Annotated in this window: 13 protein-coding genes; 4 read left to right on the top strand and 9 right to left on the bottom strand. The window is 71.0% G+C overall.

Going from position 1 to position 15,183, the window contains the following annotated elements; translation table 11 throughout:
• Nucleotides 1-12: 12 nt before the first annotated feature.
• From ACLQ23_RS04030 to ACLQ23_RS04015, 4 genes are all read left to right on the top strand, one after another.
• A complete protein-coding gene (locus tag ACLQ23_RS04030) occupies nucleotides 13-1,458 on the top strand; it encodes an ATP-binding protein (RefSeq protein WP_425880355.1) in 1,446 nt (481 codons plus the stop codon).
• The gene (locus ACLQ23_RS04025; protein WP_355628646.1) at nucleotides 1,455-2,354 is read left to right on the top strand and encodes a Gmad2 immunoglobulin-like domain-containing protein; all 900 of its coding nucleotides are present in this window, start codon (nucleotides 1,455-1,457) and stop codon (nucleotides 2,352-2,354) included. The genes ACLQ23_RS04030 and ACLQ23_RS04025 overlap by 4 nt, the downstream gene beginning before the upstream one ends.
• 96 nt (nucleotides 2,355-2,450) lie before the next feature.
• Entirely contained in the window at nucleotides 2,451-3,944 is a 1,494-nt protein-coding gene (locus ACLQ23_RS04020; RefSeq protein WP_355597217.1) for an MFS transporter, read from the top strand.
• 70 nt (nucleotides 3,945-4,014) lie between these two features.
• Nucleotides 4,015-4,806 carry a maleylpyruvate isomerase family mycothiol-dependent enzyme gene (locus ACLQ23_RS04015; RefSeq protein ID WP_355597219.1) on the top strand — a complete coding sequence of 264 codons (792 nt, stop codon included), beginning with the start codon at nucleotides 4,015-4,017 and terminating at the stop codon, nucleotides 4,804-4,806.
• A 46-nt stretch (nucleotides 4,807-4,852) separates the two neighbouring features.
• On the opposite strand, the gene ACLQ23_RS04010 is transcribed toward ACLQ23_RS04015, so the two are convergent.
• The 9 genes from ACLQ23_RS04010 to ACLQ23_RS03970 all read right to left on the bottom strand — a co-directional run bounded on the left by ACLQ23_RS04010 (nucleotide 4,853) and on the right by ACLQ23_RS03970 (nucleotide 15,159).
• The gene (locus ACLQ23_RS04010) at nucleotides 4,853-6,052 is read right to left on the bottom strand and encodes an RtcB family protein (protein ID WP_355628649.1); all 1,200 of its coding nucleotides are present in this window, start codon (nucleotides 6,050-6,052) and stop codon (nucleotides 4,853-4,855) included.
• 472 nt (nucleotides 6,053-6,524) lie between these two features.
• Nucleotides 6,525-7,316, bottom strand: coding sequence for an alpha/beta fold hydrolase (locus tag ACLQ23_RS04005; protein WP_355597223.1), 792 nt, complete (start codon nucleotides 7,314-7,316; stop codon nucleotides 6,525-6,527).
• A gap of 24 nt (nucleotides 7,317-7,340) precedes the next feature.
• A complete protein-coding gene (locus ACLQ23_RS04000; protein ID WP_355597225.1) occupies nucleotides 7,341-8,273 on the bottom strand; it encodes an ABC transporter permease in 933 nt (310 codons plus the stop codon).
• Entirely contained in the window at nucleotides 8,270-9,205 is a 936-nt protein-coding gene (locus ACLQ23_RS03995) for an ABC transporter permease (protein WP_053656262.1), read from the bottom strand. The genes ACLQ23_RS04000 and ACLQ23_RS03995 overlap by 4 nt, the downstream gene beginning before the upstream one ends.
• A 31-nt stretch (nucleotides 9,206-9,236) precedes the next feature.
• Nucleotides 9,237-10,772, bottom strand: coding sequence for an ABC transporter substrate-binding protein (locus ACLQ23_RS03990; RefSeq protein WP_355597227.1), 1,536 nt, complete (start codon nucleotides 10,770-10,772; stop codon nucleotides 9,237-9,239).
• Entirely contained in the window at nucleotides 10,765-11,871 is a 1,107-nt protein-coding gene (locus ACLQ23_RS03985; protein ID WP_355628652.1) for an ABC transporter ATP-binding protein, read from the bottom strand. The genes ACLQ23_RS03990 and ACLQ23_RS03985 overlap by 8 nt, the downstream gene beginning before the upstream one ends.
• The gene (locus tag ACLQ23_RS03980) at nucleotides 11,868-12,899 is read right to left on the bottom strand and encodes an ABC transporter ATP-binding protein (protein WP_355597231.1); all 1,032 of its coding nucleotides are present in this window, start codon (nucleotides 12,897-12,899) and stop codon (nucleotides 11,868-11,870) included. Before ACLQ23_RS03980 ends, ACLQ23_RS03985 begins: the two co-directional genes overlap by 4 nt.
• A 277-nt stretch (nucleotides 12,900-13,176) precedes the next feature.
• On the bottom strand, nucleotides 13,177-13,926 hold the full coding sequence (locus ACLQ23_RS03975) for an SDR family NAD(P)-dependent oxidoreductase (RefSeq protein WP_355628655.1): 750 nt from the start codon (nucleotides 13,924-13,926) through the stop codon (nucleotides 13,177-13,179).
• 375 nt (nucleotides 13,927-14,301) lie between these two features.
• Nucleotides 14,302-15,159 carry a M15 family metallopeptidase gene (locus ACLQ23_RS03970; RefSeq protein ID WP_425735384.1) on the bottom strand — a complete coding sequence of 286 codons (858 nt, stop codon included), beginning with the start codon at nucleotides 15,157-15,159 and terminating at the stop codon, nucleotides 14,302-14,304.
• Between the last annotated feature and the right edge of the window lie 24 nt (nucleotides 15,160-15,183).

The following is a 15,183-nucleotide window of genomic DNA, read 5'->3' as shown; positions in this document are numbered from 1 at the left end:
GGAGGGTCGGCGATGGCCGGACGCGCTGTGGCACCGGGCCGTCTGCGGCGCCGGCTGACGATCGCCTTCGTGCTTGTCGCCGGGATGTCGGCCGGGCTGCTCGCCGGCGGGACCGGGCTGCTGCTGCGGCAGTCCTGGATGGACGCGTCGCTCCAGGAGGCCGCCGCCGACGCCCGCTACCAACTCGTCCTCGCCGGACAGTTCCTGCCGCTTACCGAGCAGCGCAGCACCGAGCTGCTCACCAGCTTCGAGAGCAGCGGCCGGCACGTGGTGCTCGTCGACGGACCGGCCCGCCCCTCGCATCCGGAGTACGCCCCGACGCTTGGCACCCGGTTGCGGGCCACTGTCGCGGGCGGGCAGCTCGGCTACCAGCGCTCCGCGCCCGGGATGCGCCCTCGACTGCTTGTGGTCGGCGGACGCATCCCCGGGTCGACCGCCGAGCTGTACGTGCTCACCGACGAGGACGGCATCGCCGCCGACGTGGTTCAACTGCGCAACGCGCTGCTGGCCGGCTGGGTGTTCGTGGTGCTGCTCGCCGCAGGGGTGGGGCACGCGCTGGCCCGCCGCACGCTGGAACCGGTCAATCGGGCCAGCCGGGCCGCCCGGGCGCTCACCGAAGGGCTGCTCGCCACCCGGCTGCCGGTACGCGGGCGCGACGAGTTCAGCGACTGGGCGGCGTCGTTCAACGAGATGGCCGAGGCCCTGGAGGCGAAGATCGCCGCGCTGTCTGCGGCGCAGGCCCGGGAGCGGCGGTTCACGGCCGACGTCGCGCACGAGCTGCGTACCCCGGTGACCGCCCTGGTGGCAGCGGCGTCGCTGCTGCGCGGGCACCTCGACCAGTTGCCCGACGACGCGCGGCCGGCGGCGCGGCTGCTGGTCGGCGACGTGGTCCGGCTGCGCCGGCTGGTGGAGGACCTGATGGAGATCTCCCGGCTGGACGCCGGGCGGGAGCGGCCGAGCGTCGAGCCGGTGGACGTGGTGGCCCTGCTGCACGGGATCGTCGCGGCGCGCGGCTGGTCGGCGCGGGTGCTGATCAGTGGCGAGCCGATCGTGCTGCGCACCGACCCGCGCCGGCTGGAGCGGGTGCTTGCCAACCTGGTGTCCAACGCTGTCGAGCACGGCGGTGGCGAGATCCGGGCAACTGTGGCCGCGGCGGGTCCGCTTGTCGTCGTCGAGGTCACCGACCAGGGGCCGGGCATCCCGGCCGAGCATCTGCCCCGCCTGTTCGACAGGTTCTACAAGGCCGATCCGTCCCGCTCCGCTCCGGGCAGTGGGCTGGGGCTGGCCATCGCCCGGGAACAGGCCACCCTGCTCGGCGGCGTTCTGAGCGTGCGCAGCGAGCCGGGTGCCGGCACACGGTTCCGGCTGGAGCTGCCCGCGCACGGTCCCGGCGGCGTGCCACGTCCGGCGGCGCACCCCGATGGGGAGACCGCCAGCCCGAAGGGTGGCGTGGGATGAGCTGGCGCCCGCTGGTCATTGTCGTGCTCGTCGCTGTGCCTCTCGTCGGCGGCTGCGGCACCCCGCGCTCCGGCGCCCTCGGCCCGGCGCCGACCGCACCGCCGTCGAGCGCCGCGCCCACCGGACGCCCGAGCCCCATCCCCACACCGCGGGCCACGCCGACGCCGACATCGTCGCCGGCGGTCACCGGCACGCCGCCGCGCCCGCTGGCACCGATGCCCACCGCCACGCGCCACCAGGCCACGGTGACCATCGAGCTGTGGTACGTGCGGTCCGGGCAGCTCGTTCCGACCCGGCGGACCCGACCGGCCACCGTGGCGACGTCCCGCCTGGCGCTGACCGAGTTGGCCGCCGGACCCACACCCGCCGAGGCCGCCACCGGGTTGACCACCCGGTTGCCGGCCGGCGCCGAGGTCACCCGGATCACCGACGGCGTGGCGACACTGCGGGTCCCACCCGCCGGCGATCCTGCAGAACAGCGCCTCCGCGAGGCGCAGGTGGTCTGGACGCTCACCCAGTTCCCCAGCGTCCGGCAGGTCCGCTTCGGTGGCGGCGACCCGGTCGGCCGGGCCGACTACGCGGGCCTGCTGCCGCCGATCGTGGTCACCGGCCCCACCGTCGGCGAACGGGTCACCGCTCCGCTCACCGTCACCGGCAGCGCCGACGTGTTCGTGGCCACCGTGAGCGTCCGGGTGCGCGACGCCTCCGGCCGGGAGGTCGCCACCGGATTCGGCACCGCCAGCTGCGGCAGCGGCTGCCGGGGCGCGTACCGGGTGGTGGTCGGCTGGCGTACGAACCGCGAGCAGCACGGCACGATCGAGGTGTACGAGGTGTCAGCGGACGACGGCGCGCGGATCAACACGGTGGCCGTGCCGGTGATCCTCGCGCCCGGTTGAGGAGCGGGGCTCACGTTTCGAGGTGGCGGCGATGGTTATACCGCCGCCGGGCGGGCTGTCCGGCCCGAAGGATGACCGCAGCACGGAGGCATCACCATGGCCGGAGCGACCTCGACCGCGCCCGGCGCACCCGGCACCGGGGCGTCGACAGACACGCAGCACCCGCGGCGCTGGCTGGCGCTGGTGGTCATCGCCCTCGCGCAGCTGATGGTGGTCCTGGACGCCACAATCGTGAACATCGCGCTCCCGCAGGCCCAGGCGGCCCTGGGGATCAACGACGCGAACCGGCAGTGGGTGGTCACCGCATACACGCTGGCCTTCGGTGGCCTGCTGCTGCTCGGCGGCCGGATCGCCGACTACTGGGGTCGCAAGCGCACGTTCATCGTCGGCATGATCGGCTTCGCGCTGGCCTCCGCGCTGGGCGGGCTGGCGACCACCGGCGAGATGCTCTTCGCCGCCCGGGCGTTGCAGGGCGTCTTCGGCGCGCTGCTCGCCCCGGCCGCGCTGGCCCTGCTCACCGTCCTGTTCACCGAGACCACCGAGCGGGCCAAGGCGTTCGCCGTGTACGGCGGCATCGCCGGTGGCGGGTCGGCTGTCGGCCTGCTGCTCGGTGGGGTGCTCACCGAGTACGCCAACTGGCGCTGGTGCCTGCTCGTCAACATCCCGGTCGCCGCCGTGGCGATCTTCCTCGCCCTGCCACTGGTGCCGGAGAGCCGGGCGCACGGCAACACCCGCTACGACGTACCGGGCGCTGTCGTCGTCACCGCGGGCCTGGTCTCCCTCGTGTACGGCTTCACGAAGGCCGCCGAGGACGGCTGGGACGCCGCCGCGACGCTCGGTTTCATCGCCGCCGGTGTGGTGCTGCTCGCCGTCTTCGTGGTGATCGAGCTGCGCTCCAACCATCCGCTGCTGCCACTGCGGATCATCCTGGACCGCAACCGGGGCGCGGCGTACCTCACCTCGACGCTTATCGGCGCCGGCCTGTTCGGCGCGTTCCTCTTCCTGACCTTCTACTTCCAGGTGGTGCTTCGGTACACGCCGCTGGAAGCCGGGCTCGCGTCGCTGCCGGTCACCGCGGGTGTGCTGATCGCCGCCGCCGGAGCCAGCCAACTGATGCCCCGGCTGGGCGCCAAGCCGCTCATGGTCGGCGGGGCCGCGCTCGCCGCCGTCGGCATGCTGCTGCTCACCCGGATCGACGTGGACACCTCGTTCCTCACCCTCCTGCTGCCCGCCCAGGTCATCCTCGGCATGGGCCTCGGTTTCACGTTCGTGCCGCTGTCCAGCCTGGCACTGTTCGGGGTGCCGGAGCACGACGCCGGCGCGGCCAGCGCGACGCTCAACGCCACCCAGCAGATCGGCGGCTCGTTGGGCACCGCCCTGCTGAACACCATGTACACGAGCGCGGTCACCGCGTACCTGGTGTCCCGGGCACCGAGCCCGGCCACCCAGGTCAAGGCGCTGGTGCACGGCTACAGCGTGGCGTTCGCCTGGGGCGCGGCCCTGATCGTGCTCGCCGGCCTGATCGCCCTGTTCCTGATCAAGGTGCGCAAGGGGGACATCCGGACCAGCGGCACCGCGCACATGGGTTGAGCGGTCCGACGGAAGCCGGCCAGCGTCGGATAGCGTTTCGAGGACCGTCGACAACCCGCTGAGGAGATACATGCCCACCTCTGCCGATGAGATCATCACCGCTCTGCGGGCCGGCCACGAGGAGTTGGCCGCGCTCGTCCGGGACCTCAAGGAGGACGACCTGATCCGACCGTCGGGTGCCAGCGAGTGGCAGGTGTCCCAGGTGCTCAGTCACCTGGGCAGCGGCGCCGAGATCGGCCTCGCCACGCTGAGCGCCGCCCGCAGCGGCGAGCCCGGCCCGGACGGTGACTTCAACCGCGGTGTCTGGCAGCGGTGGGACGCGATGTCCCCGGCCGAGCACGCCGCCGGGTTCCTCGCCACAAACGAACGTCTCGTCGAGGCGTACGAGGCACTCGACGTCGACACCCGCGCCACGCTGCGCATCGACATGGGTTTCCTGCCCGAACCGGTGGACGTCGCCACGTCGGGCCGGTTCCGGCTCAGCGAGTTCGCCCTGCACCAGTGGGACGTCGAGGTGGCGTTCAACAGGTTCGCGTCGGTGACGCCGCAGGCGGTGCCGTTGCTGCTCGACCACGTCGGCGGCATGCTGAGCTGGACCAGCCGGCCACAGGAGCTGGCCGGCCGGGAAGCCACACTGCTGCTGCGGCTGCACCGGCCCGAGCGGACGTACGGGCTGCGGCTGGGCGAGCGCGTCGAGGTGGTCGACGCGCCCGAGCAGCCCGACGGCGAGTTGACCGCACCGGCCGAGGCGTGGCTGCGACTCGCGGTGGGCCGGCTCGGGCCCGCGTACACGCCCGACGGAGTACAGGTGACCGGCCCGGTGACAGTGGACGACCTGCGCCGGGTCTTCGTCGGTTTCTGACGCGCGCGTACCGCGCGGGCCGGTCGTTCCCGGCCCGCGCGGCCCGTCACCCCTTGACGCAGACCACCTGCTTCAGGTGCGCCACCACCTCCACCAGGTCCTCCTGCTGCGCCATCACCTCGGTGATGTCCTTGTACGCGCCGGGGATCTCGTCGATCACCCCGGCGTCCTTGCGGCACTGGACCCCGGCGGTCTGCGCGACCAGGTCGTCCCTTGTGAACGTCCGCTTGGCCTGCGCCCGCGACATCCGCCGGCCCGCGCCGTGCGACGCCGAGCAGTACGCGTCCGGGTTGCCCCTACCCCGCACGATGTACGACCCGGTGCCCATCGACCCGGGGATGATGCCCAGGTCACCCTTCCCGGCCCGGATCGCGCCCTTGCGGGTGACGAGCACGTCCACCCCGTCGTAGCTCTCCTCGGCGACGTAGTTGTGGTGGCACGAGATCGGCTCGTCGTAGGACACCTGCGGGAACTGCTCCCGCACCACACCGCAGAGCAGGGCCACCATCACCGCCCGGTTGCGCCGCGCGTACTCCTGCGCCCACCACAGGTCCCGCCGGTACGCGTCCATCTCGGGCGTGCCCGCGAGGAACACGGCGAGGTCCCGGTCGGGCAGGTCGGCGTTGTGCGGCAGCGCTCGGGCGACCCCGATGTGCCGCTCGGCCAGCTCCTTGCCGATGTTGCGGGACCCGGAGTGCAGCATCAGCCACACCCGGCCGTCGTCGTCGCCACCCTGCTCCAGGCAGACCTCGATGAAGTGGTTGCCGCCGCCGAGCGTGCCGAGCTGCCGCTGTGCCCGGGTCTCCAGCTGCGCCACCTTGCGGTCCAGCCCGGCGAACCGGCCCCAGAAGTCGTCCCAGCCGCCCTGCTCCAGGCCCCGGACCCGACGGGGGTCGACGGCCCGGCCCCGCTGCGCGAAGCCCACCGGGATGGTGGCCTCGATCGCGGAGCGCAGCCCGGCCAGGTCGTCCGGCAGGTCGGCGGCGGTAAGCGAGGTACGCACCGCTGACATGCCGCAGCCGATGTCCACGCCGACGGCGGCCGGCGAGACGGCCTGCCGCATGGCGATCACGGAGCCGACAGTGGCGCCCTTGCCGAAGTGCACGTCGGGCATCACGGCGACGCCCTGCACCCAGGGCAGCGCGCCGATGTTGCGCAGCTGCTTGGCCGCCTGCGGTTCGATGGCGTACGGGTCGGTCCAGACCCGGACCGGTGCCCGGGTGCCGGCGAGGGGCGTGAATCCCATGGTGGTCTCCTTGTGTGGGTCCCGGCCCATCGTTGCAGGGGGTGACCGGGAACGATCGCGGTCCGGGTCGACCGGAGCGCGGGAAGTTCAGCGGATACGAAAAAGCCGCCCGATCCTCAGGGGGTGGGCGGCTACCGGACGCGCTCGCGTCAGCGGTGGAGCCGCCCGGACAGCCGGCACTCGGCGCGACGGCCGAGACCCCGATACCACGCGCCGGATGGCAACGCGGCACCCGCGCCCGGCGTACGCCAGGGTGTGGTGGTGCGGGCGCGCTGCGACACGGCGTGCTCCTCGGGGGGTCTGATCGGTTGACCTTGCGTCGGGAACGGTAGACGGGCCGGCGGGTGTCCGCAAAGGATTTCACACGTGGGAGCCGCCTGCACCGGGCGGAAAAAGACCGGCGCCCCCACACCCGGGAGGGTTGGGGGCGCCGGATGACCTGGCTAGGACGTGCAGCTGTCGTGGACCTCTGTCACAGGTCGGTCCAGAACTCCCGCAGGACGGCGGACAGCTCGTGCGGAGACTCCAGGGGCGTCAAGCGGCCGGCCCCGCTCACCTCCGACACGCGGCCCTTGGGCGCCTTGTCGGCGTAGCCCTGGGCGACCGACCTGTCGAATACGGTGTCCCCGGTGGCCGTCACGAAGTTCGTCGGCACCGTGATGCGGCTCGGCAGGTCGGTCCGGTCCGGCGTCCGCCCGCAGGTACGAAGCGTCGCCACCACCATGTCCAGGCGGGTGTCCTGCATCATCTGGCGATAGCGGGCCAGGCTCTGCAGGCTCGCCCCGGACGCGACGATGTACTCGGCGAACCGCCGGTAGACGGCGTCGATGCCCTCGCGTACGGCGAGCTTGGCCATCTCGTCCCGGTACAGGCGGTACGCCGGGGTGTCGGCCGGCAGGTTGGGGCTGAGGAACGACATCGAGCGGACCAGCTCGGGGTACCGCTCCGCAACCAGCCCACCGACCACCGAGCTGAGGCTGAACCCCACCAGGTCGACGGGTTGCCCGTCGCCCAGCTCACGGGCGACGGCGGCCACGTCCTCGACGTACACGTCGAGGTCGAGGAGGTCGTCGGTGGTGATCGGGTCGGACAGGCCGAACCCGCGCAGGTCGAGCGACACGCACCGCCTGATGTCGGACAGGTCGGCGATCTGGTCCAGCCAGAACGTGCTGTCCAGGATGAAGCCGGCAAGGAACAGGGCCGTCGGGCCGGAGCCGGACTCACGGAAGTGCAGGTTGGTCTTGTTGACGTGCAGGTGTGGCATCAGGGGGGCTCCCGGAGTCGGAGATCAATGGTCCTTCGGGACCGGCTGGTTGAGGATGTCGCGGAGCGCGTCTCCGAGGACGTAGAACGCCACGATGGTGGCGGTGAGGAACACACCGGGCACGATGGCCACCCACCAGGCTCCTTGCAGCTCGGTCTGTGCTCCGCCGAGCATCGAGCCCCACGAGAAGTCGGGAACCTGCACGCCGAGACCGATGAAGGACAGCGCCGACTCGACCAGGATGAGACCGCCGACCGACGTCGTCCACAACACGATGACGCTGCTGGACACGCCGGGCAGAAGGTGCACGCGCATGATCCGCGCGACGCTGGACCACTGGAGCCGGGAGGCTTGCACGTACTCCATCCGCTTGAGCTGCGAGACGGTGACGGCGATGGTGCGGGCGTACGTCGCCCAGCCCCAGAACGACAGCAGGATGACCAGGTTGCGCAGGCTCGGCCCGAACAGGGCGACAACGGCGATCGCGATGACGTAGAAGGGCAGCGAGAACTGGATGTCGGCGAACCGCAGGATCGTCGGCCCCACCCGCCGCTCGAAGTAACCGGCGATCAGGCCCATCGTCGTACCCAGCAGCATCGCGATGGTCGCCGAGATGGTGCCGACGAACAGCGAGATGCGTGCTCCGTGGAGGATGCGCGAGAGCAGGTCCCGTCCGAACTCGTCGGTGCCGAACAGGTGCGTCGTGTCGCCACCGTCCAGGAACGCCGGAGGCTGCCGGGACCTGGCGAGGTCCTGGACGACGGGGTCGTGCGGGGCGATCAGCGGCGCGAAGATCGCCGTGAGGGCGACGAGCAGCAGGAACCCCAGCGCCACCATCGCGCCGGGGCGGCGCACGAGCCGCCCCAGCGGGCCGCGCGAGCGCGTCCGTACGTCGGTTTTCGGCACGGTCGGGCCCGCCTCGCCGCCCACACCGGGCTGGAGCGCTTGCTCCGTCATGACACACCCACCTTCGTCCGCAGGCCGGAGTCGATCAGTCGGTTCACGACGTCCGCCAGAAGGTTCACCAGCCCGACCATCAGCGTCACGACGAACACCCCGGCCATCACGATGGGAAAGTCCCTACCGTGTACGGCGTTCACCAGGAGCGCGCCGATCCCGCGGTAGTTGAACAGCGGTTCGAGGACGACCAGCTGGCCCACGGAGAACGCGAACAGGATCCCCGAGTACGAGATGATCGGCGGGAGCGCCACCGGCAGGACATGCCGGAACATGAGTCGCCCCTGTGAGATCCCCTTCGATCGGGCGACGAGGACGAACGGGCGGTGCAGCACGTCCGCGACCTCACCTCGGGCCAGCCGGGCCAACGCGGCCGTGTGGCTGGCGGTCATCGCGATGATGGGGATGATCGCGTACTCGATGCCGCCCGACCCGGTCGCCGGCAGCACCTTCCACTGCAGGGCCAGGAAAAGCACAAGCACGATCGCCAGCCAGAAGTACGGGACCGCCTGCAACAGGAACGACCCGCCCATGAAGATCTGGCCGATCCGGAACTTCCCGGCCCGCGCCACCGCGCTGCCCAGCGCGATGCCGAGCAGCATGGTGAGCACCTGGGCCGGTAGGAGGATCAACATGCTCGCCCCGAGCCGGTCCGTCACCGCGGTCAGCGCGTCGCCGCCGAAGGTGAAGGACCGGCCCAGGTCGAGGACTGCCAGGTCACCCATGAAGCGGAGGTACTGGCTCAGCAGGGAGCCCTCCAGCCCCAGTCGGGCCCTCGTCGCCTCGACGATCTCCGGCGTGGCGTCCGGTCCGGACAACACCTCCGCCGGATCACCCGAGACGCGCAGGAGCACGAACAGCACTGTCATCACACCGGCGACGGTGAGGACCAGCTGGGCCAGGCGACTGATCAGATACGTCAGGTGAGCCACGTCTATCGACCCATCCGCGCGGTGCCGACAGTCATGACTTCGTCACTGTCGACGCGTCCACCCAGAACCCGGTGCTCGGGTCGTACCCGGAGACGTCGGAGGTGTTGGCGACCACCCACTGCTGGCCGAACAGGAAGATGAAGGGGAGCTCCTTGTGCAGGTGGGCACCCATCTCCTGGAGGACCTTCTCGCGGGCGGCGGAGTCCATCTCGTTGCGGGACTTCTCCAGCAGCTGGTCGTAGTGCGCGTCCACCCAGCCCTTGCGCCCTTCGGCACCGGCCGTGGGGTAGCGGTAGGTCAGTTCGGCGTCGAACAGCGGCGAGTAGTTCATGCCCTTGACGAACAGCGGCCACTTGCTGCCGTTGTTGAAGCCGTCCACCCACACCGCGAAGTCCAGGACGGTGACCTTGACGGTGATGCCAATGGCCCCCAGCTGGCCGCTGATCGCCTCCATCAGCGGCTTGTTCACCGGCAGGCCTGCGATCTCGGTGGAGAAGGGCTTGACGCCCTCCCGAGCCAGGATGTCCTTGGCCTGCTGAAGGTCGAACGGGATGGCCTTGATGTCCGGGTTGTGGCCGAAGCAGCCCTTGGCGGTGAGCTGGCCGGGCAGCGGGTCGCCGGCGCCGTTCATCACCGCGCTGACGATGGAGTCCACGTCGATCGCCAGGTTCAGCGCACGACGGACCTCCAGGTTGTCGAACGGCGCGATCTTGGTGTCGAACTGCACGGCCAGCGGCGAACCGGTGGACACGACCTCCACCTTCATGTCCGAGCCCAGGTTCTTGAGGGCCTGCACCGGCAGGTTGTGGCCGATGTCGAGCTGCCCGGACTGCATCGCGGCCAGGAAGGCGCTCTGGTCGGAGTACTGCATGTACTCCACCCGCGAGTTGGCCGGCTTACCTTCCCAGGGGTCCTCCGCCGCTTCCAGGGTGATCTGCGAGTTGGGGACCACCTTGGTGATCCGGTACTGCCCACTGCCGACGGGCGCGAGGCCGAACGCCTCAGTGCCGGCAGCGGTGTACGCCTTCTCGGGCACGATGAACAGCAGGGCGGTCCGCTTCTCCAGGATGGCGTCCGGCTTGGTGGTGCGGATGCGCACCGTCAGGTCGTCGACCACGTCGACCGAGCTGACGTTGGCGATCAGGGAGGCCAGGGCCAGGCCTTCCTTCTTCGTGATGTCGTAGGAGAACTTGACGTCCTTGGCGGTCAGTGGCGTGCCGTCGGAGAACTTCACACCTTCGCGGAGCTTGAACTCCATCTCCGTATCGGACAGCCGCGTCCACGAGGTGGCCAGCCCCGGCTCGATCTTCAGGGTCGACGGGTTCATCCGGGTCAACGCGTCGAAGGCGAGGTAGTTGGCGCTGTGTCCGAGGGACTTCAGCGGGTTGGCGTCCGGGTCCAGCACCGACGTACCGATCCTGATCGGCCCGCCGGCGCCGGCGTCCTCGTCGTCGGACCCGCAGGCGACGAGCGCCGGAGCGACTGCGAAGGCGGCGCCGACGAGCGCCGTGTAGCGGAGGAAGTCCCGACGCGATCGCACGGTCCGGGGGTTGACGGCGTCAGTCATGTGATGCTCCTGCACTGGGGTTTGGCGAACTGGTGAGGGCGGTGGTGCTCTGAGCCGCGGTCGCGGCGGGTGGCCTGGGCCAGGTTTCCGGCTGAGGAATGCGGGCCGTGGCAGTTGCGGACAGCTCCAGCACTCCCGGCCGATGGCACGCCACCCGACGACCGCTGGGCGTGGCCTGCAACGGCGGGTACTCGGTCGCGCACTTGTCGACGGCGATCGGGCACCGCGAACGGAAGTGGCAGCCGGCCGGGGGGTTGATCGGGGACGGCACCGACTCGGCCTCGGACGGCGCGGCAGGACCACGCGACCGGGTGGACACCAGCAGGTGGGTGTAGGGGTGCAACGGCTGACGCATCAGCTCCACCGTGGGCCCCGCCTCGACGATCCGTCCGAGATACATCACTGCGCACTCGTGGCTGAGGTGGTGGGCGAGCCCGAGGTCGTGCGTGATGAACAGCATCGCCAGGCTCAACCTGCCCTGAAGCTCCAGGAGGAGGTTGACGATCTGCGCCTGGCTGGTCAGGTCGAGAGATGCCGTCGGCTCGTCGGCCACGAGCAGCTTCGGGCTCAACGCGAGCGCACGGGCGAGCCCGATGCGCTGCCGCTGGCCGCCGCTGAGCTGGCTGGGGCGTCGGGTCTCGACCGACGCCGGCAGGCCGACCATGTCGAGGACCTCCCGCACCCGGTCGGCCGGGCTGAGGCCGTCGGGCAGGCCGTGGATCTGCAGCGGCTCCGCGATGGAGTCGCCGACGCTCATCCGCGGGCTCAACGAGGTGTACGGGCTCTGGAAGACCATCTGCATCCGCTGGCGGATCGTGCGCAGGTCACGGTGTCGCAGGTGGGTGATGTCCTCGCCGTCGAAGCGGATCTGGCCGTCGCTGGGCTCGTCCATCCGGACCACGCACCGGCCGAGGGTGCTCTTGCCCGAGCCACTCTCGCCGACGAGGGCGAGGGTCCGCCCACTGTCGATGCGCAGGGAGACACCGTCGACGGCCCGGAGCACGCGGCCGCGCGACAGCGCGAAGTGGCGCCGGAGGCCGTCCACCTGAAGCAGGCTCGACGTGCCCGGGGTGGCTTCCGAGGTGTTGCTGGTGCTCATGACGCCGTCTCCTGAGAAGCTGACACGAGGCAGGCCGCGGACCGCTCGGGCACCGTCGCCAGCGGCCGGAGGACGGGGGTCTCCACGCTGCACCGCTCCTGTCGGAACGGGCACCGGGGTGCGAAGCGGCAGCCGGGGATGTCGACGTCCGGTCGGGGTGGCGCCCCGTCGAGGATCGTCAGGGGCGTGAAGGGCTCGCGCTCACCGGAGTCCGGGTGGGCGTTGAGCAGCGACCACAGGTACGGGTGCTGAGGGGTGGCCAGTGTCGCGCGGGTAGGCCCGTGTTCGACGACCTGGCCCGCGTACATGACGACGATCCGGTCGGAGTAGTCGGCCGCGATCGCCATGTCGTGGGTGGTGAGGATGACGCCCGTTCCCATGTCGCTGGTCAGGGCGCGAATGAGGTCGAGCACCTGCGCCTGTGTGGTGACGTCGAGTGCGGTCGTCGGTTCGTCGCAGATCAACAACGGCGGGTCGACCGCGAGTGCCATCGCGATCACGACCCGCTGGAGCATCCCGCCGGACAACTCGCGCGGGTAGGCGCTCAGGCAGCGCTGCGGTTCGGCGATGCCGACCCGGCGGATCATCGCCAACGCCTGTTCGCGAGCCTCGGCGCGGGAGCACCGTTGGGCCGCTCGAATGGACTCGATGACCTGGAACCCGATGGTCAGCACGGGGTTCATGGCCGAGCCGGGATCCTGGAAGATCATCCGAGCGGCGGAGGCGCGGAACTGCCGGAGCCGTCGGCTGTTCATCGTCGTGACGTTCTCACCACGGAACTCGACGGTTCCGTCGGTCGCGAGCTCCGGTGGCAGCAGTCCCAGGACCGCGAGCGACGTCAGCGACTTCCCGGAGCCCGACTCCCCCACCACCGACACGATCTCGCCGGCGCGGACGTCCAGGGACACACCCCGGACCAGGGGTATGTCGCCAACGCTGATGCGGAGGTCGCGGACGCGCAGCAGCGGCTCATCCGCAGACTGCGTGACCGTGTCGGCAACGGTGCCGGTCGTCATGGGGGACGTCACGACAGCGGCACCACGGTGGTAGCGAAACCCGAAACCACATTCCGCTCAGCGGAACGTGGTTTCACCTCAAACGCTTGACACATCGGTATCGCTCCTCACTCCAGCACTGCGGGATCCAGGCCCGCAGCACGGCTCTTCCGCTCCGCGAAACGCCGTTTCGCAGACGCTAAACTCTGCCTGGCTGTTGGTCAACGGCTCCGAAACGTTCACCTGACTGGCCGTTTGGACGTCGAATCGCACCCTTCGGCCACCCCGGCTCCGCCGGGCGCGCCGGTGCTCAGCGCGACGCGCGCCGCCCGCCATCGACGGTGACCGCGGTACCGGTCACCCAGCCCGCGTCGGCCCCGACGAGGTAGGCCACGGCCCCCGCCACGTCGTCCGGTTCGCCGACCCGACCGAGGGGCACGTCGCGGGCGAGCGACGCCTCGTGGGAGGCCAGAACCGCCGCCGTGGCGGGCGTCCGGACCAGGCCCGGCACGACGGAGTTGACCCGGATGCCGTGCGACGCCCACTCGACAGCGAGGGTGCGCACCAACGACGCGCAGGCAGCCTTGGCCGCCCCGAAGTGCGCGAGGTCCGTCGCCGCCCCCTCGGCCAGGCTGGAACCGACGTGCACGATGCTCAGCGGGCGCGACAGCCGGATCGACCGACGCGCCGCAGCGCGTGCGCACCTGAAGAAGCCTCCGACGTTGAGGTCCAGCACCGCACCGAACGTCTGATCGTCGATCTCCAGCGCCGCGCTGCGCGGCGCCCCACCCGCGCTGCACACCAGCACGTCGGGGTTTGGTCCGTCGGCGAAGAGCGCCTCGACGGCCCGGCTGTCGGTGACGTCGAGGTGGGCAGCGCGACCGCCGACCTCGGCGGCCACCTCGCGTGCGGCATCGAGGTCGACGTCGGCGACCACCACGTGCATCCCGTCGCGGGCCAACCGTCTGACCACTGCCGCTCCGATGCCCGACGCCCCGCCGGTCACCACGGCGACGCGGGTCACCACGGCAGCGCGCGCCGCGCCGGGGCCACTCGACACCCGCTCCCATCGGCACACCAGTCGTCGGAACGACGTTCTCTTTCGCGTACCCGGAACATTGGCTCTACCCCTCACTTGGCACCATGGGAAAAGAACCGACAAACGATCTTCCGCACTGCGGAACGCTGTTCCCACTTGTACGCTAAGCTCTGCCTCGCCGGCAGGTCAACGTCTCGGGCACCCTGAGCTGGATGACGATCTGGGCGCCGGCACGCTCCCCTCGGCCGCGGGGCGCTCAAGCCGGCCGAGGGGAGCGCTGGCCCCACCCACACGTCGCAGCCCACGCACATGTCGCAGCCCACGCAAGGCGCGGGCGCGCACGGCTGGGACGCCGCCGCTGGACGCCCGTTGTCCAGGTCAGCCGACCCGTCCGGGTCAGCCCACCGACGAGCGGGCCACCGGGGCGGCGAAGAACGTGTCCGGGTACGGCTCGTCGCGGAACCTGTAGTGCCACCACTCGCGGTCGTAGTTGACGAACCCGGCGTCGGTCATCAGCCGCTTCAACAGTTGACGGTTGGTACGCGCCGTCGGGCTGACGCGGCTGTCGGCCGTGTGCGCCCGCGTGTCGAAGCAGTCGAAGCCGGTGCCCATGTCGACGCTGTTGTCGGCGAACCGTTGCCCGACCGGCGCCGTGCAGGCGACCTGCGGCTGCCCCGGCAGGAACGGAGGCTGGCTGGCCGGAGGCTCGTCGACGAGCGTCAGGTCCACGGTGCTGCCACGGCTGTGCGCCGTGGGCGCGCCGATGTAGCCGTCGGCGAAGAGCCGGTCCTTGTCCAGGTGCGGATAGAACTCGGCCTTGGTCTGCTGCTCACGCGGACGCTTCGACCAGGCCACGAAGTCGTCCACCGCCGGCTGCGGGCGGTAGCAGTCGTACACCTTGAGGCTGTGCCCACCGGCGAGCGCGGCGTCCTGCGCCCGGCGCAGCGCCTCGGCTGCCGGCCGGGTCAGCAGGCACAGCGGCTCCGGGTAGCCGGCGACCGGCCGACCCACGAAGTTGTGGTCGGTGGCGTACCTGATGTCGGTGTGGATGCGCGAATCGACGTCGCCCAGCACCACGAAACCCGGCAGCCGGTCCGCGGCGGACGGCCCGGCACCCGCCGAGGTCGGCCCCGGGCTTCCCGACGCCGGCGCGGGAGCTGCCGGCGTCGGGCCGGAACGCGGGTGCGAGCAGCCGCCCAGCGCCGCGACGAGCGCGAGCACGGCGGCACCGCCCACCCGGCCTGACCTGCGCACCCGTTCTGTCTACCAGCCGCACCC

This window comes from Micromonospora sp. DT41 (assembly GCF_049841715.1).
Lineage (GTDB): Bacteria > Actinomycetota > Actinomycetes > Mycobacteriales > Micromonosporaceae > Micromonospora > Micromonospora profundi.
Note: the sequence above shows the minus strand (reverse complement) of the source record. Positions and strands in the feature narration are given on the sequence as shown.